Here is a 26,263-nt window from a genome sequence, read left to right as displayed (position 1 = left end):
AGTCACAAGACGGTGGTTCTCGATTTTCTGAACCTGTTAAAACTTTCTTTGAGTTCTAAAAACTCCCAATAGCTCAATTTTTCGCCAATCGATAAACGGTCACTTGAGATCCTTTCGACTTAACATAGAGTTCATCAAGTTGCCGATCAAGTCCCTAAAATTAACACTTTTTATCAATTAGACTTGTTTGACCCCAATCAACCCGTATTAACTCGCTTGGGAGTCCGGTCAAATTAACGGAAAATCTTGGGAAATCGTGAAGGGTTGAAGTGCAACAACTATTGCAGGAAATGACCGCAGGCTAACCGTTTGATCGCTTCTTTCATCCCGACGCCGCTATCCCATTCAATGTGGACAGTCGTTCAATTGACGATTAATTAACTCCTGTTAAAATGGTAGCATAAATGGCTCCTGTCACTCGAAATAGTAGTGGTGGGGGCCATGCCCTTCTGGTGGAGCAGGCCCGGTATATCCGGCTTGCTTGGAACTGTTTATCCCTTCGGTGAACTGGCTACCATCCGCTTCTGCAAGCTGATTAACAGTTGCCGGGATGCCATAGAGAACCCAGTGGGTAAATCCGTGAGGCATCGGTGCATCCGGGTCATGGCAGATTAATGCTAATTGTTGGGTTCCTGACGGCAACCCGCTCCATTCCAAAGGAGGTGAGACATTTTCGCCTTCGCTGGTATAGCGTTTGGGAATGCGATCGCCGGAAGTAAATGCAGGGCTAACAATCCGCAAATTCTTAATGTTTAGTCCCATTGAAATATCCTGATTAAAAACAGTATTTATCAAGTTCAACTCAAAAGGAAAAATCGTAGCTTTTTAGATCAAGTTGGCAATTGGTCTTGAGTCGGAAAACCATGTTGCTTCCTGCCAACATCAGCATCAAATTTTTTAGAAGACTTAAATAACTCAAATCGCCCATCGGTGGCATAGGGAACAACCCGCTCTCGCAATGCCTGCATTTCTTGCGCTGTCATCGGTTGAAAATCACGAGCGATCGCTATATTTTGCCGCAGCACTTCCACCGAATCAATCCCGCTCACTAATGTTGCAATGGGCATACTCATCGCATAACGGATAGCTTCTTGAGGCGTTACCAAACCTTTTTTCACCGCTTCTGCGTTCCCGCTTAAACTTTTCATCCCGATCGCGGCAATTCCTTGGCGATCCAGTTCGGGAAGAACCTGGTTTTGAAAACTCATAAAGCTGGCATCAAAACAATTAATTGGCAATTGTACAGTATCGAAAGGATAATTGTGAGACAACATTTCCAAGTGAATTGCCGGGTCTTTGTGTCCGGTAAACCCAACAAATTTCACTTTCCCCTCCTGCTTTGCTCGTTCGAGGGCTTCAATGGCACCATCGGGACGAAAAATTAACTCCGGGTCATTGTAATAAATCACCTCATGGATCTGCCACAAGTCTATATAATCGGTTTTCAGACGACGTAATGATTCTTCGAGTTGCTGCATGGCAACGCTTGCGTCGCGTCCGTGAGTGCAAACCTTAGTCATCAGAAAGACTTGATCCCGTCGTCCCTGTAAAGCTTCACCCATCCATTCTTCACTGCGATGGTTGTTATATTCCCAGGCATTATCCATGAACGTGATGCCATTATCAATCGCCTCGTGAGTAATGCGAATTGCTTCTTCTTTGCTTTTAGCCTGTCCGAGAGTCGCGCCCCCCAACCCAATTGCAGAGACTTCTACACCCGTTTTACCCAAAGGACGACGGGGAATTTCACCCGAACGGTTCTCCGAGGTTTGAGCGAGAGTCAATTTAGCAGAAGAGGTGTTGAGTTCAGGCGCTTCAACGGATGTATTGGAGTGCAGAATATGATCTGCCAAACCCGTACTCGCCCCAACTCCAATAAAGCCAACCCCTTTCAAAAACTGCCGTCGATTGAAGTCTCGGAGAAAACGGTTGGCATCCGCTCCGGAGCGTTGATCACTCATAGGTTATAACCCAATTGCAACTACTGTCTATAATCTTGTTGTAGTAGTTTGAAAACCTCTCCCTAGAGACATAAGTCTCATGTTTAGATGCAGGAGTACAAATCTTGTAAATCTATGCGCTTGCACTTATGCCTGACCAGATGAGTTAATTATGATAAAATTATGAGATTTGAATACCTAATAAAATTAGGTAAAAGACGCTCAAAAGCTATAGGAGTAAGGGTTTCAGTCTTATTTAGCGAAGGATTATAGGCAAGCCTATAACAATTGATTCGATAAAATTAAAGTTAGTAAAGTTAACCCTCAATCGTTATGAGTGAAATTCACTTACGTCCAATCAAGGCATATCTCCAAAAAACATTTAATGGTTTGATTGATTTATCAGACTATCAAAATAAATCGGAAACGGACAAAGAATCGTTGTTTTTAACAAGAAGTTTGGCTGCATTTGCATTGATGACTTTAGCTGATATTTCCCCTGAAGAAGCATCAAAATCAATAGTTGATGGTGGACAGGATAATGGTATAGATTGCATTTATTTTGATAAAAGAGAAAAGGTAATGTATGTATTACAGTCCAAATGGAAACATGAAAGCAGAGGAAGTATAAAGTCAGAGGAAGTTATGAAGTTTGCTAAAGGTTTCAAGGATTTAGTTAATGCTAGATACGACAGGTTCAACTCAAAATTAAATAATAAGATTAAAGATATTGAAGAATCACTAAATGACGCAGGTACAAGGTTTGAAGTTATTCTTGTCTATTCAGGTCAAACTCCCTTAGCGGATGAACCTAAAAGAGAACTTGATGATTTACTGAACGAGATGAATGACCCAATAGATATTGTAAGCAAAAGAATTTTTAACCAGTCTGACATATATAACATAATCTCTCAAGGAGCAAAAGGTTATCCGATAGATTTAGAGGTTTGCCTTTTTGATTGGGGACAAACAAAAGAGCCATATCAATCATATTATGGACAAGTTTCTGCCAGGGAAGTAGCGGATTGGTGGACTAAGCACTCCCCGAGATTGTTTTCTTCAAATATTAGATTTTTTCTGAGAGATAGTGAAGTTAACGAAGGCATATTGAATTCAGTCAGACATGATCCAGAGAAATTCTGGTATTACAATAATGGAATAACAGCTTTATGTTCTAGTATTGGAAAAAAACCTCTGGGGGGCAGTGGGAGAGATACTGGGATATTTGAGTGTAAAGATGTAAAGATAGTCAACGGCGCTCAAACAGTTGGTTCTGTAGCAAGAGCGTATCAAACTTCTCCTGAGCAAGTTGAAAAAGCCAAAATTCTTATTCGTCTTATATCCTTAGAAAACTGCCCCGAAGAATTTGCTACAGAAATCACTAGATTCAACAATACTCAAAACCGAATTGACCGTCGAGAATTTGTATCTCTCGATCCCGAACAAGAAAGAATAAAAAACGAACTTCAGTTAGAAGGAATTACTTACGCTTATAAATCAGGGGAATCAATTTCATCAGATCAAAAAGGGTTTGATTTGAACGAAGCTACGATCAGTCAAGCCTGCAAACATAATGATGTGGCTTTTACCTCGCGAGTAAAAGACAAAATTAGTTGGTTTTGGGAGAATATAGAAAAGCCTCCATACAAAATTCTATTTAATGGATCAATAAATGGCTCCGACCTATGGAAATTAGTTCAAATCCTAAGAATAGTAGATAATATAGAAGAGAAGCGATCTGCGATTATTGCCACAAAAAGATAACCAAACCGATGATAGTAAATCCCAGCAGTCCCAGCGTGAGCGGATTACCAAATCCACTCGCATCCTGTCCGTGCGTCATCCCCAAGGGAAAGGCTGTTAGGGTAATCGCCTATTTCCCCTGTCGCGGAGGTCAAAAATGTGATCGTACACCCCAAAGAGTTCAACCTGTTCGTTATAGATGAAGAGGAAAAACACTCCATCGTTTAAGAATCTAACAATTTCATCAGATTCAATGACAGGTTTGAACGACTGATGAATTATATCTAAACCTTCACTCGTTAACACTGGTCTTCGATACTTCAAAGTATTCCAATGGCTCCAAGGGCAGTCATTTTAGCGCATCAATCCTATAAAAGCACTTTTAAAGGTTGCATCTCTATTGCCCTATCTGCGATCACCGTCCCGTATTGTCAAGCAGGTGATGTAGTGGAACTTCCGTCGTTTTGGAGCGCTTCGGACCGATGAAAGTTCCACTTTAACGCCCACTGGACTTTTGCTAACTATTCGCGGCCTGCGTCTGTTTTTTGCCCGGAATTGACCAGCGTTTGATGGAGCCCACCGTCACCGGCATACTATCGGCCACATCGATTGTAAAGCGAAACACCTGGCGCGATCGCTTCCCATCTTCGGGATCGAAGAAGGTGAGCAACACGTCCCAGCAGTCGCTGTTGAGGGGGCAGTAGGGGCTTTTTTCCACTTCAATCGTGTCCAGCCGTCGGTCAGAAACGATCGCTTCGGCAAAGGTGGCGGCGGCCTGGAACGTATTTGTCACCGCAAAATTGAGGGCGCGATCGCGGGACGTTTTCCCCACATTATGCAATTCATAATAGACCCGATTCAAAAACGCCGTCAGCCCTTCCCGCAGGAGGGCTTCACTCCCCTCCTCAAGGTTATCTAAAGTCCCCAACGCCGCATCGACCAACCGGTTGATATTCCAGCCGTTTTGGGAAAAGCGCTATTTTGCAGAAGGGTTTCCCGCCAGCGACAAAGACCGGGCATTGAATACCCTGCGCTACATCCACGGCAATCCCAAAGCGGCCAAAATGCGCTCGACCTTTTTCTACGAGTTCAGCAACTACGGCAGTTATGAAAAACTTACCGATGATGGCTTGACGCAGTGGCATCCGGCTTTCTTGCAGTTGGGCGAAACCTTGGAGGATTGCGCTCGAAAATATCGGGGGTTTTGCAACCGCTACAAACCCAAAAGCAAGCCCGCTAAAAAGTGTCATTGGGGTTCTCGGTTATTCGCCGGGATGAAAACCGAGGGTCAGGGTCATAGGGGCCGAGGGGGGAAAGCCCCGACCCCGTGCCCGGTATCGGAAAGCCCCGAGGTATCGACAGAAAAAGCTAGCTAGAAAGCAATCCAGTTCTGTTAATTCCCAAAAGCAAAAGCAAAAAATTTCTCTTGTCCACCAGCGAATAGGTAGAAAGAGAAAGGATTTTCATTACAATGTTGCTCACCAACTCGTCAAAAAATACGACTTAATTGCAGTCGAAGATCTGAACATCTTGGGACTGGCAAGAACAAGATTAGCTAAATCGATCTACGATGTAGCTTGGGGAAAATTCCTAACAATATTAGAAGCAGTGGCTCTAAGAAGCGGCGTACATTTTGTTAAGGTAAATCCTCACAGCACAACCGTAGACTGTTCTTCCTGTAAAACCAAAGTTCCCAAAACTCTTTCTGTTCGTCTTCATCAATGCCCCAAGTGCGGGATTGAAATCGACCGGGACGAGAACGCTGCAATTAATATCCTTCACAAAGGATTAACCACCCTGGGACTCACGGTGGCTGCCTGTGGACGGTTAAGTGATTACACTCCGAATCAAGCAGGAATTCCTAATAGTGATGTTAGGATGCTGACACTATATTCGCAGAATTAGTGTCAGAGTATGTCACGAAAAAGAGTGACAATCTCTAGATATTTATTTTGTTCAATCGGTAACATTCGATGCCAAACACAGCTAAAAAATGTAGGTCTTTGATCACCGGGTTGTCGTCCTCCAATAGCAGGTGTGGTCTTGAATTGCTCATTGTGAAATAGTTGAAGTTGAGTTTGAGTTCACCTGATTATTTTTCTTTCATAGACAACGGTAAAGCTAAACCGCACCCCCAACGTTTTAGGGATGGCCCCTCTTTGGGAAACCAATTCTCATCCCACTCTTGCCAAGATTGCTTGATCGGATTTTTTAACACATAAACTGTTCCAGAGGGAACCGCATATCGACCTCGTGAAAGCAATTTAGGTGAGTTTGATGGGGTAATTTCTGGTCGGTTTTTTGGGGTTTCTAAAGAGGCTTGATCGTTGGGAGAATCAGGATTTCCTAAGCGATAACGAAATGGAATTGGACGGGCTGTATAAAGTGCTTCAACAGACCAAACAAACTGATTATTTATGTTTAGAGGGTTTTGGCGATCGCTTTTTTGTAAATCTATCGGTTCTCGATAGGAAAGACGATTCGATCCCCAAACCGCAGGAGTAATTAAAGCAAATTGTTGACCAACGGGTTGATTCAGTAAAGCTTTGTGATTTTCATTGAGGTTAATACAGTCAATTTCAACCAGATGACCTTCACCACCCAACCGATACCAACTCGGTTCAAGAGGATGAGTTGAGAGGTAAACCAAACAAGTTTCTGGGTGCATTTGAACTGCATTTTCTAGAAATAAACTTCCTTCAATCAAATTTTTCTCAGGAAGATTGAGTAGAGATAGCTTTTTTGCGGCTTCTGATAAATCCTGTTTATCTAGCATCCACCAGGGACAAACCCATTCTAAATAATTACCACTATTAAATAAAATCCGAAAGGCAATGCGATCGCGTCCTCCACTTTTAGCTGATTTTTCTGCTAGATGACAATGCTGTAAAATATCTCGTTGGGGAACCTGCGCTCCGGCCCAAACAAACCCAACACTCGCTGTAATTATTTTGCGTTTGGGTTGGTGCCAAACTTGTGACTTGAATTGATAAAACCATTGAAAACATTCCAGAGGAGAGATTGGTTCTTCTACCTTGTAAAGAACGCCTAAAAAGTCATCTCCACCTGCATAAACCATCCGTCCTTTATGGTCTAAATATTCGGCTTGTTGATCTCTAAGTTGTTTCCCCCATTCTCGCATTTCTTGACTAAAACTCTGAGTCCCTTTTTCTTCGGCTTCAATGCCTTGTTTTCCGATTTGCTTAAAATATTTAGCCGCACCATCCCCATCTCCTAAAAACCACCCCGTCTTATATTTTTGCTCGTCCTCCGAATCTTTGAGTCGGTTTAAATCTTTGAAAGATACCGGATTTAATTCTTTGGCAATTTGAGTAATTTGATCGGAGTGATCCTCGATTTCCAGTTGAGGTAATTTTTCTTTGAGTCTATTGGCAATCATTTCATGGGTGATTAAGCGTTTGATCAATTCAGGAATACTCAATTGTTCTCGAATATCAATAAATGATTCTCCGAGTACCAGGCTTAACTTCTCGTAAAAGGCTTGAATTTTTGTTCTTTCTGCTGGATAATTGTAATGACGAGGATCGGCAATTCGTCCTAAGTCGGGATAGGCGATCGCATCGGTACCAGAGAGAGTTGAACTTTCTCCTTGCCAATTAATTCCTGTCCAATCTCGCGAAGCCTTAACTTGATTAATTCGCTCCCGAACTTGAGTAATACTTTCCCCTGGTTTCCCTGAAGCCTCGAAATATTCCCAAGCATGATTTTTCCACAAATCCCAATCTCTTTTCCAGATACTATAGTTCCACAGATGGGTTTCTTCTTTTGAGTCTGTCCAGGTTTTAATATTGTTTTCAATCCAATCTTGACAGCTTTCAGCAATCAGTCGCCAAGCTTGATTAAATCGACGTTTGATTAGATCTAAATTTTCTGGAGAGACATCGCCTTTTAAAATAATTTGATTGGGCATTCCTTGAGTAATATTCGGGAGTGCGGGAGAAATAACCTCCAGTTTTTGGGTTTCAGCAACTTGGCAAATAACCCAAGACAAAAAAGACAGGATGTAAGAACTTCCATATAAATCTCGAAGTTTGCGGGATTTTTCGATAAACCCCTGCACGGGGGCAAAGGTAATAACCGTATAAACTGGCTGATTCATGGGGAATAAAGAAATTTAGAGTTTAGGCAATTCTAGGCATTTTCACTTGGCTAATACCTCTATTTGCTTGAGTTTTATTATCACATGGCATAGAAGCAGGGTCTTCCAAAACGTCGGGAAACTCAAAAAAAATCAGACTTTCAAGAACAAAAGTAGCAGTCGGGAGCCATCAAAGAAAGAGTATCGGTTTTGTGCCATCTAGACTCAGGAAATTCATAAATCTTAATCCAGTGGTTTGATGGACGGTCAATTTTCCATTGAGAATGTTTACCGCTTTCTCGGAAATTGCTTGGGGTAGAGCTATAATTTTGTTCATCATTTTTGGGTTTAACCTCAAAGTAAATATTAGTCAATCAAACAATTTAAGAGAGCCAATTCGGTAATGGTTTTTGTTGCCTTTTTGTTGTTCAAAACGGTCAAACAGTTCAATTAAATCAACAACGCTATTAGCTGCCATTTTTAGGTCATTGCCGAGCGATTGTTCAACCGAAGCATTCTACTCGAATTCCTCTCCTTCTGAGCTTTTCAGCGAGATAGGCAAAGTCGGAATCTCCTGTTACCAAAACAACGATATCTGGACGGACTTCTAGAGCCAGTTCAATGGCATCCATTGCCATCACGATATCAATATTGGTTTCAAAATCATCGCCCTTGGCTTTGCCTTCTTTGGGAACTACTAAAAATCCGTTACTTTTAGCCCAATAGATGAATTTTTCTTTGGTTTTACGTTGTTCAATAAATCGCTCCCTTGCAGGAGGTAAGCCAACATAAATGACCATTTCGATTAATTCTCTTCCTTCGTTGGAATCGGCTAAATAGTCTCGAATTTGTAGCCAATCAACCTTTCGATTGAAACTCTGAGCGCTGAGAAAGGTATTGTCGCTATCTGCGAGGATTAATACTCGCCGATTTGTCTTCATAAATTGAGTTTCTGGTTCATAGGCTGTGTGAAATTTCCTTTCGTTTGCATAATCTAGTTATACACAGGGCAGGAAAAGGAGATTTCCAATTCAGCGAGTAGAACCTCAGATATATGATGGAGGGAGTCAGAGCGTTTGCTGATGGCTTCCCTTTCTTGATTTGCACAACAATGGTACTTGTGGTCTACGATATCCCTAATGACAAGCGCCGCACAAAGTTAGCTAATTTTCTAGAAGGCTATGGTCGGCGAGTTCAGTATTCAGTCTTCGAGATTTTTATCACTTTAGACGAGATGCGAATCCTACATCAAAAAGTCAAAAAGTTAGTTGTTCCCGCAGAGAATGATGTTCGGTTTTACTGGATTGCTCAGGAGGCTGTATCTCTAGTCTTGACGATTGGTAGTCCTGAACCTGAGTCTCCTCCTACTTTTTATGTGCTGTGAAAGTTGCTCTGGCTGAACTTTCCCCATTGACTGTGAAATTAGCGTTTTCTGATGCTGGAATGGCTCAGGAGTATGGGTTGTATCAGATGATTGAGGTGTGATATGATTAGTTTCGACGCAGGTTGCTCAATGGCTGAAACTATGATTTTTGCGTTGAGGTGCGTCGATTGCTTGTCTCATCAAGGTTTGAGGACTGTAACAATGGCAGTTTCAACTGTGTTACAAATGCTCTGTTTGGGGGTGCGTCGATTTGTCGTCTGTAACCCTCTCTCAGTCTGCCTTCTGAGACGAACTCCCTACCGATTGGGTTAAATCGGATTAGTTGGAAACATTATGACTACCGTTATTACTGTTGTATTCTTGGCCCTACCGATTGGGTTAAATCGGATTAGTTGGAAACCACATTGACACCATTAAAGGTGTGTGTGAAATAACACCCTACCGATTGGGTTAAATCGGATTAGTTGGAAACATTCCATCAGGAGGACTCTCCATAGAGTCATCAAAGTTGTCCCTACCGATTGGGTTAAATCGGATTAGTTGGAAACGTTGAGTGTTCTCCGAAATGACTTGTACTAACTTTTTCCCTACCGATTGGGTTAAATCGGATTAGTTGGAAATCAGATATTCGGCGTGAAGAAAGAGGTCTTTTTTACCCCCTACCGATTGGGTTAAATCGGATTAGTTGGAAACGATTTCTTGCTACAGTGCTGCGGATTACACATGTTTCCCTACCGATTGGGTTAAATCGGATTAGTTAGAAACATTGTATTTTCGACAAATATTAAAAAAGGAGAGGAATTACTTTTCTCTCCCTTTATATTGAATAATGTTATAATCGATAGAATCAGTAAAAGTTCCAAATCCCTACATTCTCAATTACCCCATTCTCAAAAAGGGTTCATAGACTTCTCGACGCCACAGACTACGTTTATATCGTCGAATTTGCAACTGAATCGCTTGGCGATAGGAAACCTGAGATTGAATATCCCGATGAGACACTAACTCATTGGTTTCATCATTCTAGCCCCATCTGGAAACAGGTTCTTCCAAGCCAATTATTGAAAAAACTCATATCACTCCTCGAAATTTTGGAAAGCTCCTTTTCCATGCGTGACTATACTGAAACAGTTGAAAACACTTATTCCCTACAACATCATGTCTAACCTCAAACTGCTTCAGTTGATTGTATTGATCACCTTAATCTTTACAGCAAAAATTAATAATCCCTCCGTTATCACTCAGTACATCAGTCGAACAAATTTTGAACCCCCTATTCAAGAAGATGGCGGTTCTCGATTCATAGATCAAGTCCCCTGCGATGCTATGATTAACTCAACTTGTCCTGTGAAACACACTTAAATATTCAACTCAATGTTTAACTTGATTGCGGAAAGTTCAAAAACATGAAAAATACATTAATCTGTACCGTTGGAACTAGCTTACTCAACAATTTAAAACGTTCAGAAGAATCTATCCTGTCAGCAGTGATGGCTAAAAATTGGCATCAAGTAGCACTTTTGCTGTTAGAAAAAGAAAATACAGATAGACTTTCTGGTGCAGAAATTAATTCTATTACCAGTATTTGCCAAAAAAGATTATTAGCTCAGTATTTGCGTCTAATTTTTCTAGTTTCAGACACAGAAGATGGTCGAAATACAGGCGCATTACTTAAACTTTACTATGAAAATCGTCAGAATCCTTTACAGTTTGAACAGGTTGAAGTCAAAGTTTTAAAGGGATTAAGAGATGATGATGTTTACGCATTTAAAACCCAAGGCTTAAAGAATCTGGTGCGAGAAATTAGTTCAGAAGTTAATAAATGGTCTTCAGAAGCGATCGCAATCAATGCTACAGGTGGATACAAAGCTCAGATTTCCTTTGCAGGTATGATCGGACAAGCCCTCGAAATTCCCGTCTATTACCTATTTGAAAAATTTTCAGAAGTGATAGAACTTCCCCCACAACCTATCGCCCTTGACCTCGCTTTTTGGCTCAATCATTATGTTTTGTTTGAAACCTTAGAAGCTCAGGAAATTATCGAAAAATCGCTAGTTGCAGAAGATTTAAACAATCCTTATTTTCACACTTTAATCGAATCAAGTAATGAAGACTTGGATCAAACTCAATCATCTTCAGATCAACTGGAATATGTTTGTCTTTCGGCTATGGGTATTTTGTTCAACGAGCGATCGCGCCTACAATTTGCCAAGCAGAGTAGTGCTATTCTTTCTCAAATTCCTCAAGATGATACGCCCCCAAACCAAAAAGTGATTAAGCTGAGAGACGATCATGGAAAAGATATTTTACAAGTCTTTTCAGAAAAGATTTGCCGTTCTTCCTATGTTAAATTTGTTATTAATTCTCTCCCTTTCAATCCAAAACAAATTAATCCTATTCGACGGACTTATTCAGATGGAAAAGTTGAATGGGTATTGACTTGGACAGATGCAGGTTTGGGAATATGTATTCAAACGACAGGACGTAATCTAGCTGAAACCAACAGTATTGCTATCCATCTCAAAGAAAAGTTTTCTAACTAATTATTTCAGACCAAACCGAAGGCGGAAAACCCGACTGTCCCCACTTGGGAGTTCCGGGTTAAAGTTCGTTTTCTGAAGTATCTCTCAGCCAGATTTAGCTAATTTGCTCATTCCAATTTTGCCGAAAACCAAACAGCAAAAAAGTTAGAAGCTTTGAATATCAACTTAACAGTGTTTAGTGCGTCAATTGCCCCCGATAACTCCGTCCAATGTTCTCGATGCAATATCCCGACTGCCGATATTGATAAATTGCTTACGACTGTGCGATCGCAACGCTATTGTCTACTACGATCAGGGTATCTGCAACTCCGACAGTGGAAACTGTAGCCGATTATATTGCGATCGCACAAACTACCGAAATCGTTCTCATCCCCGGACGACAGAGTTTGATTGAGTTCCGCAACGGGGAAACCATTCAGTATATCTTTTGAAGTCTCGGAACATTTCTTCAACAGCCACTCGTTTAGAGAGGTAATCGCTCACAAAACAGCCTATTGTAAATTTTTGTAAACTTTGCTAGAGAATTTGGATAACAGCCACAGGAACAATCCGATAGTAATCAGAGGATAAAATTCTCAGAAATCAATGTATGAACGAGCAACAGCTTCAAGCGCTAGCTCTGCAAGTCCAACAGCATCCAATGGGTACAACTGCTAGACGGATAATTTTATCAAAACTCATTGATACAATTTACCGTTCCCGCCAACTTGCCCGCCCATATCAAGGTCAATTTCAAGGAGTCTATGAAGATATTTATCAGGAAGCCGTGCAGAATCTTTTTTTGTATATCTGCAAAAATATTGACAAATATGATCCGCAACGGGGAGAATTTATGACTTGGGTGAATATGTTATTAAATAAACGCTTTTTTCGAGAAGCCATTCCCAAAGTGATTGGCACAACCAATGAAATTAACCTAGAAAGTTCTATTTTAGAAAATCTGGAAGACTTGGCAACTGAGGAGAGGGAAGACGAAGATGATTATATCCGGGCTTTTCAAAAAATCAGACAATATATAGAAATCGACCCGAAAGGAATTTTTAGACAAGCATACATCAAAAAATATCCCGAGGTCAATTTTCGGGAAATCGCGATGAAAAGATGGTCGGGGATATCTTGGAAAGAGATTTCAGATGAATTCGATATCCCCGTAGCGACTTTGAGTAACTTTTATCAGCGAAACTTAGAAAAATTTCGCCCGGAATTGAGAGAGTTGTGCGGCTTGGAAGATTTGGGTTAAACTTTTAAATTAGAGGAAAACAAAGGAGTAATATGTTAACGATTTCTACATTTACAGGACCGATATCAACCGTAGCTGTTAGGGTGGCAGAAAAAAGAGCAAGACAGCAAGCAACGCCGGAAAAAAGTCAGCAAGTTCTGCTGAATACTTTGTCCGTATTTTTCGTAAAGTTCTATCTGGAGTGTATGGGATTTGAAACCGACTTAGAAGCGAGTGAAAGTTGGAATCCGGCAGAACAAACGCTAACGGATGTCGCCGATTTATTCGTGAAAAATTGCGGAAAATTAGAATGTCGTCCGGTGTTAGAAGATGCAGAGTTTGTCTATGTGCCACCAGAAGTTCAATCCAACCGAATTGGTTATATAGTTGTGCAGATCAATAAATCTTTGCAATCGGCGAATTTGTTGGGGTTTATCAAGGAAGTATCAATTGATGAGTTTCCTATTGAGCAACTACAACCTCTGGAGTTTTTCTTAGATTACCTCGAACAGTTAGAGTTACAAAATAATCAATTAAATCGTCAAGAAACCGCCAACTTAAAACAATGGTTGGAGAATATTTATGAATCCAATTGGTTGCCAATAGAATCCATATTTTCTCAACAAATTGCTTGGCAATTTAGAAGCCATGACGAAAGGGAAATAAACTCGGTTTCTCGGGCTAAATTGATTAATTTAGGAATCAAAGGTAACGGCGCATCGGTCGGAATAGTTGTCAAGGTTAGCCCGGACGAAAACGACTTAGACGAAATGAACATTATTGTAGAGTTACACCCAACAAACGGTCAAGAATACCTGCCACCCTCTCTAGGGATTATGATTTTAGATGAAGAAGAAACTGCCGTGATGGAAGCCTTAACTAAAAACGATAACCAAAAAATTTCCTTGGAATTTAACGCTGCTGTCGGCGATAGTTTTGGCGTGAAAATAGTTTGGAGAGATATTACTGTTACCGAGAATTTTATGCTGTGAAATTCACACAATTGAATGATGAATGATAAATTATGAGATCAAGTCCGGTTGAATACCCAAAGGGAAAACAAACAGAATCTCAAGCTATCATCCCTGACGACAAACCCAGAAATCCCTGTAGCCCTCACCCCCAGCCCCTCTCCCAACCTTGGGAGAAGGGAGCAAGATACAGCATAAACCTTGGTTTCACGAATTCGTCAACAGCATCCGTGACCTCAACCCAAGCTATATTTATTAATTATGGGTATTCAACTGAACTTGATATCAGTCAGTTTTTCCTGTATCACTCATTTGTGCGACTATTCATTTTAATTGCATCTAGATACTATGTAGATATGGAAAGCAAAGGAAACAAGCAAAAAAGCTAAACCTTGCATTTCCCAAAACACTCTATTTTTCAAAGGCAACAAACATGACTACTATTACTTTAGATCAAGCACAAACCACAGCTAACACAAGCGAATTGGAACAGTTTTTCCAAGAAGTATTGAGCAACTCTGTGCTGCAAAACAAACTCAAAGCAGCAACCGATGTGGAAAGCCTTTCTCAACTCGTAGTTGCGTTGGGTGAAGAGTACGGTTACTCCTTCAGCATTCAGGAAGTGCAAGCTGCTAGTGCAGTAGAAGCTGCGATCAGTAACTTATGGCGTGCCGAAGATGAATTGAGCGAGGTAGATTTACTAACTGTATCGGGAGGGGCTAATACAGGGTTGGCACCGCTTACGGTCGGCACTAAAAGCTGGTGTAGCTGTCCCGAATAGCCTTTCCACATTCTAGGCCAAAAGGCGTAAAACCGTTTGCCCAAAACCGATGTCTGAGACGGACTTCTACAAAGTCATCCTGCTTTGGGCAATTTCGATACCTGGAAAGCTTTTTCGTCAACAACTTCTCAACAACCAAGCTCAATCATTCAAGGAGAAAAATAATGTCTATTAACAAAATTAAAGCTCTGCTTCAAGATGAGCAGGTACGTCAGCAAATTCAAGAAGCAAAGACCCAAGATGAAGCTATTAAACTGTTGACAACTGCTGCTGCTGAGAAAGGTGACAATTTTACAATAGAAGATGTAACTAAATTGCTCACCTACATTCAAGTCGAAATATTCATCCAAGAAATGAGCGAGGAAGATTTACTAGCTATATCGGGGGGACCACAAACTCTAAGAAAACGATATACAAAGTTTAATACGAATTGTACGCGATAAGATGCTTATCCACATTCTAGGCCAAAAAGCGTAAAACTGTTGGCCCAAAACCGATGTCTGAGACGGAATCCTACAAATTCCTCTGGTTTTGGGCAATTTCTTAAACATTGAACTCAAATCAAAATCTAAGAAAAGAAATTTCTCATGTCTCAACTGCTTGTTAAACACCGCTACATCACCCAAGCCGAACTTGCTACGATTGTTACTAATGGCAGTTTCCTTTGGGAACGGCTTGATGGAGAACGTTTCGTCGTTGTTACAGAAAAGACAAACGAACAAAAGATTGAGAATCGCCTCAATCGCTGGTGTCAAACCGTTTCTCATGAAGGTAAACTAACAACTTTACAGAAACGCTTGCAATGGGAGAATTTAGACCTCGACACGGTTTGTCTGCGATTAGGAACAGTACAGCTTGCAACCGAACAGCCTTTGCCAACATGGGCAGAAACCTTGCGCCAAATAATGCAAACGGCGACAAATTTCAATCCTAACGCTGAAATATTACTGCCAACCGCACCAGACGCTCCCGTTGTCTTTGAAGATATCCTGTTACCTGCCATCAAAGTTGCTAGACAGAATTTACTGACGCGCTTGGGTTCCTCTCAGCTTTCCTCAGCAAAACTTCCCCTATCTATCCTTTCAGAAAAAGCTTACCATTCCTTGGAACACAGTTTATTACAACGGTTGGCAACGATCTCTAGCAAGACCCTAAATTTTGAATTCTCTAAAGTTCGTCCCTTTAGTCAAAATTTACTCAACCTGCTGGGGCTAGAAGAAGAACCCAGCAATAGCAAGACAAAATACAACCAGTTTGTTCATCAACTCTTAGAGGATGGTTTATCAAACTTTTTCCAGAATTACCCCGTTTTAGGTCGATTGCTCGCAACCACCGTGGATTTTTGGGTTGAAGCAACGGCTGAATTTATTCAGCGTCTGGTTCAAGATCGGGATGCTATTCAGCAGACATTTGGCTTAATTACAAATAACAAGTCTCAGGATGGCGACTTAGAGACTCTCCCTAACCCAGAACGTGGGGAGTTCAACCCAGAACCACAGCCTTTAGGCAAAGTTTCTCAAATCAAAGCCTCCCTTTCCGATTCGCACAATCAGGGGCGCACTGTTATCCTGCTCACCTGGGAATCAGGACTCAAGCTAATCTACAAACCCAAGGATTTGGGTCTGGAAGTAGCCTGGAACCAGTTTCTCCACTGGTGTAATCACCAAAGCCAACTATTAGAGCTTAAGGTAATCCAGGTACTCAACCAGCAGGATTACGGCTGGGTTGAATATGTCGAATACCAACCCTGTACAGACCAAGCAGCGGTCGAACGCTTTTATCGGCGGGCGGGTATGTTGCTGTGTCTGATCTATGCCCTACGGGGAACTGACTGTCACCAGGAGAACCTGATCGCCAGTGGCGAACACCTGGTGCTGATCGATATGGAAACCCTGTTGCACCATGAAGCCAATCCCATCGAAAATTCACCGACGGACCAAGCATTGGAAACAGATTCCCTGCAACTGTTTTTGGACTCTGTATTACGTACAGGACTGCTGCCCCGCTGGGACTTTAGTGTGGATAAGCGCATTGCCTACGATATCAGTGGCTTGGGCAGCACCCATTCTCAGCAAGCCCCTCAAAAAGTGCCACGGTGGCAGGCTATCAACACCGATAACATGCACCTGCGTAACGAAACAGTCACCTTGCCTATCGAGAAAAATGTGCCCCTTTTAGGGGATACTGCCCTGTCTCCGAACGATTATCAAGGGCAACTCAGTGAAGGGTTTGAGCAAATGTACTGCTTTTTGATGACTCACAAGGAAAGCTTACTGGTGTCAGATAGCCCATTAGCAGTGTTCCAGCATCAGCAGGTACGATTTGTTTTCCGGGCTACCCGCATCTACTTCACCATTTTGCAACGGGCCTGGGCACCAGATTATCTCAAGAATGGTGCAGACTACAGCATTAAGATCGATCTTCTCAGTCAAGCTTATCTAGTTGCCCAGGAAAAACCCAATGCCTGGCCCATTCTCCAGGCAGAACTCCGGGCTATGGAGCAATTGGATATTCCCTTCTTTACGGCTAGGGCGAATAGCGATGCCCTAACTCTGAAGGGTATCTCAGTAATTCCCCAGTATTTCAAGCAAGCCAGCTATCAACAGGTGATAGAGCAATTGCAAGCCCTGGATGAAATAGATATGACCCGACAAGTAGCGATTATTCAAGGAGCCTTTTTTGCCAGAGTCGCACAAACCGCTAATAATGAGCATCAACAACGGCAGGAAGAGTCTCTGCCGCCCCTCAATTCAGAACAACTGATTCAAGAAGCACGGAAGATTGCGACTGAACTTGAAGCCAGAGCGATTCAAGATGCTGATGGCAGTCTCAATTGGATTGGCATGGGCTTTGTCCCTGAAGCCGAGCGATTCCAGTTACAAGTGCTGGGGGATGGCCTCTATGATGGACGCTGTGGGGTGGCTTTATTCCTTGCCGGACTGTATCAGGTGACTCAGGAGCCTCGATTCAGCGAGTTGGCATTGCGAGTGTTACAGCCCCTGCGGCGGCAACTAGAAATGTTGGACTCAGATGCCCAGCGACGCTTTGCTCGGCTTACGGGGATAGGTGGTGCAACTGGTTTAGGGTCAATCATTTATGCCTTAGTGAAGGCGAGTCAATTTCTGGAAGATGGGACCTTGTTGACTGATGCACGTCATTTTGCCAGTTGGATTACCCCAGAACTGATTGCCGCAGATCGACAGTTGGATATTATTGGCGGGGCAGCCGGAACAATTCTAGGATTATTGTCTCTCTATGAAGCGACGGCTGAAACTACGGTTTTAGAGAAGGCGATCGCCTGCGGACAACATCTGCTCGACCAGCAAATAAGTGAAGACGGTGCGCCTAAAGCTTGGAATACGGTTGCCAAACGACCCCTCACCGGCTTCTCTCACGGTGCTGCCGGAATTGCCTACGCTCTGCTGAGACTTTACTCAGTGACGCAGGACAGCAACTATTTAGAGGCAGCCTGTGATGGAATTGCTTATGAACGCAGTGTCTTTTCAACCTCTGCCGCTAACTGGCCTGATTTCCGTTCTTTTACTCAAAAAAATGGTCAACCGGGTTTTAATACAGTTAGTTGGTGTCATGGTGCTACGGGGATTGGCTTAGGACGGTTGGGTGGTTTGTCGATTTTAGAAACCTCGGAAATCCATCAAGATATAGAAGTGGCATTGCAGACGACTCAGAAGTACGGCTTGCAAGGGGTAGATAATCTTTGCTGTGGCAATTTAGGTCGCTGCGAAGTGCTGCTGCTGGGGGCACAAAAACTATCCCGCCCTGAATTGCTGACAATGGCACAACAAAGAGCAGCTTGGGTATTAGCCAGAGCCAAACAAGCCGGAGGCTATCAATTGTTTGCTAACTTGCCCAACCATGTATTCAACCCCGGCTTCTTTCAAGGAAGCGCTGGCATTGGCTATGAGTTGCTGCGGCTGGCACACCCAGAAGCACTACCCTCAGTGTTGCTCTGGGAATAAATTCTCTTGATTCATCAGTAAGAAAAACGTCTGTGAGTTTGCCTGGAATAGGGACAGATAGATGATTTTGGCAGCAAAAATATGATCAAATACCCCACGCACATTGGGATGAGAGTTTTCATTCTCATCTGGTTTGGACAATTAGTCTCCCTAATCGGCTCCAGCCTCACTGATTTTGCTTTAGGCATCTGGGTATACCAGCGCACTGGATCAATCACGCAATTTACCCTAATTACTGTATCAGGTGCCCTACCCCTGATTGTGATTTCCCCCCTGGCTGGTGTCTTGGTAGACCGATGGAGCCGCCGCTGGGCTATGATTCTCAGTGATTCTGGTGCTGCTCTGGCTACTGTGGCGATCGCTTCTTCCAAAAGTTAAATGCAAAAGCCTACAAATTAATGTGTAGTGACCTGTTTGATGAACAAATCATTCAAACTCAATCCCAAGCTTTATTAAAAGAGCATCTGGGAAAAGTTGCTGGAAAATTTAAAGAGAATTGGGGGACGGCAGCCCAAGCATTAATTCCATTTTTAGCGGCTAACTTACAGTTAGCTTATCCCATTGCAGCAATTTTAGCTGTCCTCATTATTAAAACAATTTCCTCTGCAACATCCGAAACAATTTGTGAAGTTTGGAAAAGCAAAGTTAATGAATCTGAAATTTCCAACCCACAAGCCTCGATAACAGAAACGACCCCTGTAAACGAGGCTATTGAAGCATGAAAAAGTCTCCCATTTTACTTTTATTCGATTTGACCCCCAAATAAAGTTCGGGGAATCCCCGAAGTCAAATCACTTCCCCCACTACCCAAACGCAATGCTGAAGCCGGATTGAAGCTTTAAATTTTCAACTTGCTTCGGTGCAGTTTGTCTCAGTATTCTCAAGACAACAACTCCAGAAAAATCAATTGGAACTAATATGACAGACGTAACTCTTACAAACGGTTTGAATTTCCACGCATTACTGATAGGAATCGATTGCTACCTGCCCAATAAATTGCCAGATGGTAGTTATTACAAAAATCTCAAGGGATGCGTCCGCGACATCAACGACGTAGAGGCTTTTTTAAAACAAAAAGGAGTACCGGAAACCCAAATTCTCAAGCTAACAGCTTCCAATGTTGAAGGTTCCACTGAGCCATCAGAACCCAAAGACAAATGGCCAACCTACGAAAATATGGTAGCCAAGTTTAAAGAAATTACTGAGAAAGCTCAACCTCAAGACCAGGTATATATTCACTACTCCGGTCACGGGGGACGTGCAGAAACTAATTACAAAGACATTAAAGGAGAGAAAGGAATTGACGAGTCATTAGTTCCCACCGATATTGGAAACCCAGAAGTTCGCTATCTCCGCGACTTTGAGTTAGCAGAACTCCTAAAAAATATGGTAGATAAGGGATTAGTGGTTACAGTCGTACTCGATAGCTGTCATTCTGGAGGTGCCGCACGAAATATTGGAGATAATTGTGATATTCGTCGAGCAGAAGGGGGTGGTATTGACACAACACCACGACCCACAGAAAGTTTAGTCGCATCTGCCGATGAATTGGCTCAAACTTGGCAAACTTTGGCACAGAACAATAAAAATACTCGCAACGTTACAAGTAGTGGTTGGCTTGAACCTATTGGTTTCACTTTATTCGCCGCTTGTCGAGATAATGAATATGCTTACGAGACAGATTTTAATGGAGAACGTGGTGGAGCGCTGACTTACTGGCTGTTAGAGTCTTTAAAGAAATTCGGAACCGGAGTGAGTGCCAAAAGACTTCACAATCACATTTTTAGTAAAGTCCATACTCAGTTTGAAAAACAAACACCGATGTTGCAAGGTTTATGCGATCGCAGTTTCTTCGGAAATGACTTCGCCTCCTCCAACTTAACGGTATCGGTGATCGAGGTTGATTTAGAGAATAAACAGGTTAAGTTAAATGCGGGTCAAGCTCAAGGTTTGCGTAAAGGTGCAGAATTTGCTATCTACCCCGATACAGCAGATTTGACCCAGATAGATCAGCGATTAGCATTAGTTGAAATTACAAAACTCGGTGGGGGAAATTCCTGGGCAACGATTACCGAAATGCTTGGAGAGAGAAAGATAGAGGATATTGATTCGAGTGCTTGCGCTTTATTGCTGTCTCCTAATACCCAGCTTGTGCGTAAGATTCGTTTATTACCGCCACAGGAAAAAGAAATAGATCCACAAATTGCATTGCAAGCTGTTGAGTCGGCAATGTCAGAAGGTAAGGGTTGGGTGGAATTAGTTTCTGGCGATGAATCCATTGATTATCAGGTGTCTATCAAAGCAGATGAGTATATTATTTTGGATCGTGCTGGAGAACCCGTTGCTAATTTGCGACCCGCTCTCAAAGTCGGCGATCCTAATGCTGCCGTTACTGTGGTAAAACGCTTGGTGCATTTGTCTAAATATCGCTCCACCATAGACCTAGAAAACCACGATCCCATGTCTCCACTAAAAGGAAAAATCACAGTAGAACTCTGTGCATTACCCGATAATTATGAACCGGGCGAGAAACTAGAATTACAACCGTTTGACGCTGTAGGTAACATTCCTACCCTTGATGTTAGTCGATATGCTTGCCTGCGGATTTGCAACAAATCTTCTCAAACTCTCAATATTACTGTACTCGCAATTCAGCCGGATTGGAGTATTCAAAAAGGCTATCCAACTGGTGCGGCTTTTCAACCTTTAGATAAAGAAGGTGAAATCCTCTGGCCAATTAAAACCAGTCTTCCTAACGGTTATCAGGAAGGGTCAGATATTCTTAAAGTTTTTGCTACAGTTGATGGCACTAGCTTTGACTGGTTAGAACTACCCCCATTGGATAAACCTATTCAGCAGAAAAATGCGGGAAAAGCGACCACTCCACTGGCAAAATTCTTAGCAGCTTACTTTGCTAGTGAAGATGCTCCGCCAACCAAAAATGTTAATTCTGCGGTTTCTGCTAGTTATGAATGGACAACAGAACAAATCACACTTGTGGTTAAAAAAGGTGCAAGCATTTCCCTGTAATACCTGAAAGTAAGTCAGCCGTAAGTTTAAATTTAAGGTGCATCTCAACGGCTGATTCTTTAAGCAAGTCTTTGTTTTTATATTCCCTCAAGTTTCAGGTTTTTAAGTCATTTGGAGAATCAGTAATGGTTTGGTCACTCAGTCAAACGAATTTTCAGCGCAACATCGCTGTTGTTATCGGTATCAACAATTATCAAAATGGAATCCATCAACTAAAAACAGCAGTTAATGATGCTAAAGCTGTTGCAGATCTTTTAGAAAACGAATACAACTATCAAAAAGTCGTTCGCCTATTTCCCGAACACGGTGAAACAACATTGGCAGCACTCAATCAACTCCTGTTTGATATTCTACCCAACAAAATTAAGCCAACAGAGAGCGATCGCTTATTATTCTACTTTGCCGGACATGGCATTGCTCGCAACAGTGAAGACGGGCCGGCAGGAGCTTTAATTCCTCAAGATGCTAACTTGGGAAACTGGGAAACTTACCTGCCCATGAAAAAGCTAAATGAAGCACTTTCTCAACTTGAATGTCATCATTTATTGGTGATGTTAGATTGTTGCTTTGCGGGAAATTTTCGCTGGTCTAGTAGTAGAAATGTGATTCCAGATTTAGAAACAATTCATCGAGAGCATTATGACCGCTTTATTCGCTATCCTGCTTGGCAAGCTATTACCTCTGCTGCTTATAATCAAGAAGCTTTAGACTATACTGATGAACGCGGAATAGATCCTGATTCTCTGCATTCTCCTTTTGCTAAAGCTTTGATTAATGGCTTGAAAGATATGAAAGCAGATTTAACAGGAGATGGGGTAATTACAGCCCCGGAACTTTATTTATATCTGCGGGATAGTTTAATAGATCAAGATGGTTATAGCGAATTGCAAACGGCTGGACTTTGGCCGTTACAAAAGCATGACCGAGGCGAATTTATTTTTACTTTACCCGGTTTTGTACCAGAGAAATTAAAACCTGCACCGCCATTAGATGCCTCAAAAAATCCCTACCGAGGCTTAGAATCTTTTGACGAGAAACATAGTGAATTGTTTTTTGGCAGAACTGAACAGGTCAAAAAGTTACAGGATTTTGTCAAAACTCATGCTCTTACAGTCGTGTTGGGTGCTTCCGGTTCGGGTAAATCTAGTTTAGTGAAAGCAGGATTAATTCCCCAATTACGTCAAAATCAGACTGAGAAATGGTTTGTTATACCCCCTATTCGTCCCGGTGAGACTCCCTTGCAAGCATTAAATAATACTTTGAAAGATGCTCAATTTTCAGAAATTCAGCCACAACAACCGGAGAAGAACCTGGCTTGGAGCATTGAGGTTTGGGCTAAAAATAATCCCAACTCTAAGTTATTACTATTTATTGACCAAAGCGAAGAAATTATTACTCTCTGTCAAAATGAGGATGTACGCAAAGAGTTTTTCCAACAGATATTGACAGCCATTGATGCCCATCGGGATAAATTACGGGTTGTATTAAGCCTCCGTTCTGATTTTGAACCCCAAGTCAGAGATGTGGGCTTTAAGTTTATCCCCAAAGGCTATAGCGTCAAAAATACTGAGCTAAAAAATCGTTGGCAAAGCGGACGATTTATTGTCTCCCCGATGACCAGAGGGGAACTGCGCGAAGCTATTCAAAAGCCCGCAGAAGCACGGGTGATGTTTTTTCAGCCTCCCGAATTGGTAAACCAATTAATTGATGAAGTGGCAGATATGCCAGGAGCATTACCCCTGCTTTCTTTTGCTTTGAGTGAACTTTATCTCAAATATTTAAAGCGACAACGAGAGGCACAAAACCAGGGGCTAATCATTGAGCGGACGCTTACTCAAAAGGATTATGAAGACTTGGGTGGGGTAATTCAATCACTGACTCAAAGGGCTGATGAAGAATATGAAGCGTTAGTGAAAGAAGATGAAGCTTATGCCCAGATTATTCGTCATGTGATGTTGCGGATGGTTGCTATTGGTGCAGGTGAATTAGCCCGCAGACGAGTCCCGTTATCAGAATTAGAATATCCGCCAGAGAACACTCATTTTGTTAAAGAAGTAATTGAGCGTTTTACGAAAGCACGCTTACTGGTTATAGGACAAAATGCTGAGGGGAATATTTATGTCGAACCTGCCCATGATGCTTTGGTGCGGGGGTGGCAAAAGTTGTTGATGTGGAAGCAGAAGGATGAGGAAGGTTTACTTCTGCAACGACGCTTGACTCCATCGGCTGAAGAGTGGCAAAGGGAGCAACAGGCAAGGTTTCTTTGGAATGCTAACCCCCGTCTGGATTTGTTGAAAAAGGTACTTAATTCTAATGATAACTGGCTTAACAAATTAGAAGCTGAGTTTGTGCGACGTAGCATCGGGCGAAAAAAGTTTAATACTTGTCGGAATTGGACTATTGTGATCGCAGTCATGCTGGGGTTAGGTACAGGTTTAGTCTTCCAGAGAAATATAGTGATAGGTCAAATCAGAGCTACTAGACAATCCGCAGAAGCGAACTTACCAAATCAAGAGTTAAATGCCTTGCTTGACAGCTTACGAGCAGGGAAATCTCTTAAAGATTGGCCTGGATACTTATCCTTTTTCAAGCCAGAAAGTAAGATACCTTTTGTAAAGCCAGACGGTGAGCTTCAATTTCAAGTGTTACAGACTTTGCGAAAAATATTCTATGTAACTAAAGAACGTAACCGCATAGAAGTGCCTCAAGACTTTAAAAAGATGTTTTTTACGCCTGATGGTAGGTTACTGATTGCCATAGCAGGAAATGATGGTATTGTCCATTTACAGAATTTGAAGGGAGAAAAATTACCCAAAGTATTCTCAGGACATAAAGGTGAAATAAAACTTGATGTTAATCAGCATAGTCGCTTATTAGCAACAATTGACGAGCAAGGGACTGTTCGCCTGTGGAACTTGGACGGAACACAGGAAGAACCACCAAAGTTTGAAGCGTTGATCCCGCACTCTTCTTATTCCGAAGTACATGAGCGTGGAATTGGTTTCAGTCCTGATGGTAAGAAGCTTATAGCCTATGTTAGTGGAATACTTAAGAAGAATGATGAGACAGAAGAAACTGTTCACCTATGGAACTTATCGGGGGATCAACCCAAGCTATTAAAAAAATCTCAAGACAATTTCAGTGGTATTAACTTTAACTCTAAAAACCAGTTAATTGTAGCAAATCAATCGGACGATATCCTCCGCTTGTCAGATTTTATGACTGGAGAAAAGGTGGCGGAGTTCAAAGATTTCGTTGGGGTGTTATTTGGCTCTATCTTAGGTAATTTTGTCCTTAGTCCTAATGGTCAATCTTTGGCAGCTTTAGAGGGAGTAGACATGAGTCGTGCCAGCGTAGGCAGTTTAGATAATAAATCATGGAATGATTTTACCTCGATAAGCAGCGCTTCAAGTATCATTTTTGATGCCAATGGTAATCTGATTATTGGTCAAGAGGGTGATGGTATTATTAGTGTTTATGATCCATCTGAGATCGGAAGTCTTTCAAACGGTTTGCAATTTGAGATGAATGGGCATCAAGGTAATATTAGAGAGATTATTTCTAACTCGAATGGCAAACAATTTGCTAGTCTAGGTAATGATAATACCATTCGCTTGTGGGACAGAGAAAACAAGGGAGTTGCAAAGTTCAACCAAATTCCAAACTTAATAAGTATTAGTATTAGTCCCGATGGTAAGCAACTAGCTGTTGTAGAAAAAGATGGCACTGTCCGTCTATTAGATTTGAATTCTAATGAGTTGAAGCGATTTATAGATTTTCAAGGTAAAATTAGTCAAATCATTTTTAGCCCTGATGGTCAGCAATTGGCTGCGGTTGGTAAAAATAGTACGATTCTCCTGTTGGATCTAAATGGGAAAGAGTTGTATAAATCCCCGAAATTTGAAAAAACAATTAGCCAGCTTATTTTTCGTCCTGATGGTCAGCAATTGGCTGTTGTGGAGAATGATGGTACTATCAATCTGTTGAATTTAAACAATAAAGCTTGGGAAACTTTAAAAGACAAGATAAAGCCTAATGATGAATTTGATGGAACTAACCGTATCGCTTTTGGTTCGGATGGGAAACTTTTAGTAATCAATTCACCATCTAGTGAATATTATCCTCAAGAGGCAGGCAATATAACCTTAAATGAATTGGAGGGTGGGAAGAAAAAGGAATTAGTTAGGTTTAAAGGTTTTAATGACTCTTTTAGTAGTACCAGCCTTAATAGTCAAGGTAATTTATTAGCTATTGCGGATATCGATGAGTACAGTGGTGAAGCCTCTAATATTTCTAATATCTCTGTATGGGATATTTCAGGAAATTTATTAATTACTTTAAAAGATCAGGATCAAGGCGAAGTCAATAGTATAAGTCTTAGTGCTGATGGTGGCATAATAGTCACTCTTGGCAAGAACGGTACTGCAAATTTATGGCGGATAGGAGGACTTGATGAACTACTTGAACAAAGTTGCTATTGGATAAGAGATTATCTAGAAAATAAAGCCGAAAATGCAAGCGATCGCCATCTCTGCGACGGTATTAATGAACCTGAAAAGCAAGGGAAATGAGC

At 41.8% G+C, this 26,263-nt stretch carries 22 protein-coding genes and 1 CRISPR repeat array; of the genes, 15 read left to right on the top strand and 7 right to left on the bottom strand.

Features of this window, described 5'->3' with window-relative positions:
• Positions 1-414: 414 nt before the first annotated feature.
• The gene (locus VB836_RS01715) at positions 415-762 is read right to left on the bottom strand and encodes a YbhB/YbcL family Raf kinase inhibitor-like protein (protein ID WP_323217720.1); all 348 of its coding nucleotides are present in this window, start codon (positions 760-762) and stop codon (positions 415-417) included.
• A gap of 68 nt (positions 763-830) precedes the next feature.
• On the bottom strand, positions 831-1,961 hold the full coding sequence (locus tag VB836_RS01710; RefSeq protein ID WP_323217719.1) for an aldo/keto reductase: 1,131 nt from the start codon (positions 1,959-1,961) through the stop codon (positions 831-833).
• A gap of 312 nt (positions 1,962-2,273) precedes the next feature.
• Here VB836_RS01710 and VB836_RS01705 point away from each other — a divergent pair, with 312 nt between their 5' ends.
• On the top strand, positions 2,274-3,704 hold the full coding sequence (locus VB836_RS01705) for an AIPR family protein (protein WP_323217718.1): 1,431 nt from the start codon (positions 2,274-2,276) through the stop codon (positions 3,702-3,704).
• Positions 3,705-4,200: 496 nt separating this feature from the next.
• Here VB836_RS01705 and VB836_RS01700 read toward each other — a convergent pair whose 3' ends face one another.
• A complete protein-coding gene (locus tag VB836_RS01700) occupies positions 4,201-4,626 on the bottom strand; it encodes a cyanobactin maturation protease PatG family protein (RefSeq protein WP_323217717.1) in 426 nt (141 codons plus the stop codon).
• Positions 4,595-4,933, bottom strand: coding sequence for a hypothetical protein (locus VB836_RS01695; protein WP_323217716.1), 339 nt, complete (start codon positions 4,931-4,933; stop codon positions 4,595-4,597). Before VB836_RS01695 ends, VB836_RS01700 begins: the two co-directional genes overlap by 32 nt.
• 46 nt (positions 4,934-4,979) lie before the next feature.
• Here VB836_RS01695 and VB836_RS01690 point away from each other — a divergent pair, with 46 nt between their 5' ends.
• Positions 4,980-5,588, top strand: coding sequence for an RNA-guided endonuclease InsQ/TnpB family protein (locus VB836_RS01690; RefSeq protein ID WP_323217812.1), 609 nt, complete (start codon positions 4,980-4,982; stop codon positions 5,586-5,588).
• 187 nt (positions 5,589-5,775) lie between these two features.
• Here the strand turns inward: VB836_RS01690 and VB836_RS01685 are convergent, their stop codons facing one another.
• Positions 5,776-7,803 (bottom strand): Cas10/Cmr2 second palm domain-containing protein, encoded by a 2,028-nt coding sequence (locus VB836_RS01685; protein WP_323217715.1) that lies wholly within the window; start codon positions 7,801-7,803, stop codon positions 5,776-5,778.
• A 482-nt stretch (positions 7,804-8,285) separates the two neighbouring features.
• Complete coding sequence (locus VB836_RS01680) at positions 8,286-8,723, bottom strand: NYN domain-containing protein (protein WP_323217714.1); 438 nt, start codon at positions 8,721-8,723, stop codon at positions 8,286-8,288.
• Positions 8,724-8,893: 170 nt separating this feature from the next.
• Here VB836_RS01680 and cas2 point away from each other — a divergent pair, with 170 nt between their 5' ends.
• Positions 8,894-9,166 (top strand): CRISPR-associated endonuclease Cas2, encoded by a 273-nt coding sequence (gene cas2 / locus VB836_RS01675; protein ID WP_323217713.1) that lies wholly within the window; start codon positions 8,894-8,896, stop codon positions 9,164-9,166.
• 294 nt (positions 9,167-9,460) lie between these two features.
• A CRISPR array of direct repeats spans positions 9,461-9,931; the repeat unit is 36 nt; unit sequence CCCTACCGATTGGGTTAAATCGGATTAGTTGGAAAC.
• Positions 9,932-10,045: 114 nt separating this feature from the next.
• Here the strand turns inward: cas2 and VB836_RS01670 are convergent.
• Positions 10,046-10,168, bottom strand: a complete 123-nt coding sequence (locus VB836_RS01670; RefSeq protein WP_323217712.1) for a hypothetical protein — start codon at positions 10,166-10,168, stop codon at positions 10,046-10,048.
• Positions 10,169-10,324: 156 nt separating this feature from the next.
• Between VB836_RS01670 and VB836_RS01665 the strand changes: the two genes are divergently transcribed.
• From VB836_RS01665 to VB836_RS01610, 12 genes are all read left to right on the top strand, one after another.
• Positions 10,325-10,528 carry a hypothetical protein gene (locus VB836_RS01665; RefSeq protein WP_046276903.1) on the top strand — a complete coding sequence of 68 codons (204 nt, stop codon included), beginning with the start codon at positions 10,325-10,327 and terminating at the stop codon, positions 10,526-10,528.
• Positions 10,529-10,572: 44 nt separating this feature from the next.
• Positions 10,573-11,709, top strand: a complete 1,137-nt coding sequence (locus VB836_RS01660) for a putative CRISPR-associated protein (protein WP_323217711.1) — start codon at positions 10,573-10,575, stop codon at positions 11,707-11,709.
• A 589-nt stretch (positions 11,710-12,298) separates the two neighbouring features.
• Positions 12,299-12,949, top strand: a complete 651-nt coding sequence (locus tag VB836_RS01655) for a sigma-70 family RNA polymerase sigma factor (RefSeq protein WP_323217710.1) — start codon at positions 12,299-12,301, stop codon at positions 12,947-12,949.
• Positions 12,950-12,981: 32 nt separating this feature from the next.
• A complete protein-coding gene (locus VB836_RS01650; RefSeq protein WP_323217709.1) occupies positions 12,982-13,920 on the top strand; it encodes a DUF1822 family protein in 939 nt (312 codons plus the stop codon).
• A gap of 412 nt (positions 13,921-14,332) precedes the next feature.
• Positions 14,333-14,680, top strand: coding sequence for a Nif11-like leader peptide family natural product precursor (locus VB836_RS01645; protein WP_323217708.1), 348 nt, complete (start codon positions 14,333-14,335; stop codon positions 14,678-14,680).
• A gap of 49 nt (positions 14,681-14,729) precedes the next feature.
• A complete protein-coding gene (locus VB836_RS01640) occupies positions 14,730-14,855 on the top strand; it encodes a hypothetical protein (protein WP_323217707.1) in 126 nt (41 codons plus the stop codon).
• The gene (locus VB836_RS01635; protein WP_323217706.1) at positions 14,845-15,123 is read left to right on the top strand and encodes a hypothetical protein; all 279 of its coding nucleotides are present in this window, start codon (positions 14,845-14,847) and stop codon (positions 15,121-15,123) included. The genes VB836_RS01640 and VB836_RS01635 overlap by 11 nt, the downstream gene beginning before the upstream one ends.
• Positions 15,124-15,267: 144 nt before the next feature.
• On the top strand, positions 15,268-18,660 hold the full coding sequence (locus tag VB836_RS01630; protein ID WP_323217705.1) for a type 2 lanthipeptide synthetase LanM family protein: 3,393 nt from the start codon (positions 15,268-15,270) through the stop codon (positions 18,658-18,660).
• Between the two features lie 81 nt (positions 18,661-18,741).
• Positions 18,742-19,038, top strand: coding sequence for an MFS transporter (locus VB836_RS01625; RefSeq protein WP_323217704.1), 297 nt, complete (start codon positions 18,742-18,744; stop codon positions 19,036-19,038).
• Between the two features lie 20 nt (positions 19,039-19,058).
• The gene (locus VB836_RS01620) at positions 19,059-19,382 is read left to right on the top strand and encodes a hypothetical protein (protein WP_323217703.1); all 324 of its coding nucleotides are present in this window, start codon (positions 19,059-19,061) and stop codon (positions 19,380-19,382) included.
• A gap of 196 nt (positions 19,383-19,578) precedes the next feature.
• Positions 19,579-21,690 (top strand): caspase family protein, encoded by a 2,112-nt coding sequence (locus tag VB836_RS01615; protein ID WP_323217702.1) that lies wholly within the window; start codon positions 19,579-19,581, stop codon positions 21,688-21,690.
• Between the two features lie 125 nt (positions 21,691-21,815).
• Positions 21,816-26,261, top strand: coding sequence for an nSTAND1 domain-containing NTPase (locus VB836_RS01610; protein WP_323217701.1), 4,446 nt, complete (start codon positions 21,816-21,818; stop codon positions 26,259-26,261).
• The last annotated feature ends 2 nt before the right edge of the window (positions 26,262-26,263 follow it).

Source organism: Limnoraphis robusta BA-68 BA1, assembly GCF_034932365.1.
Classification (GTDB): Bacteria; Cyanobacteriota; Cyanobacteriia; order Cyanobacteriales; family Microcoleaceae; genus Capilliphycus; species Capilliphycus robustus.
Note: the sequence above shows the minus strand (reverse complement) of the source record. Positions and strands in the feature narration are given on the sequence as shown.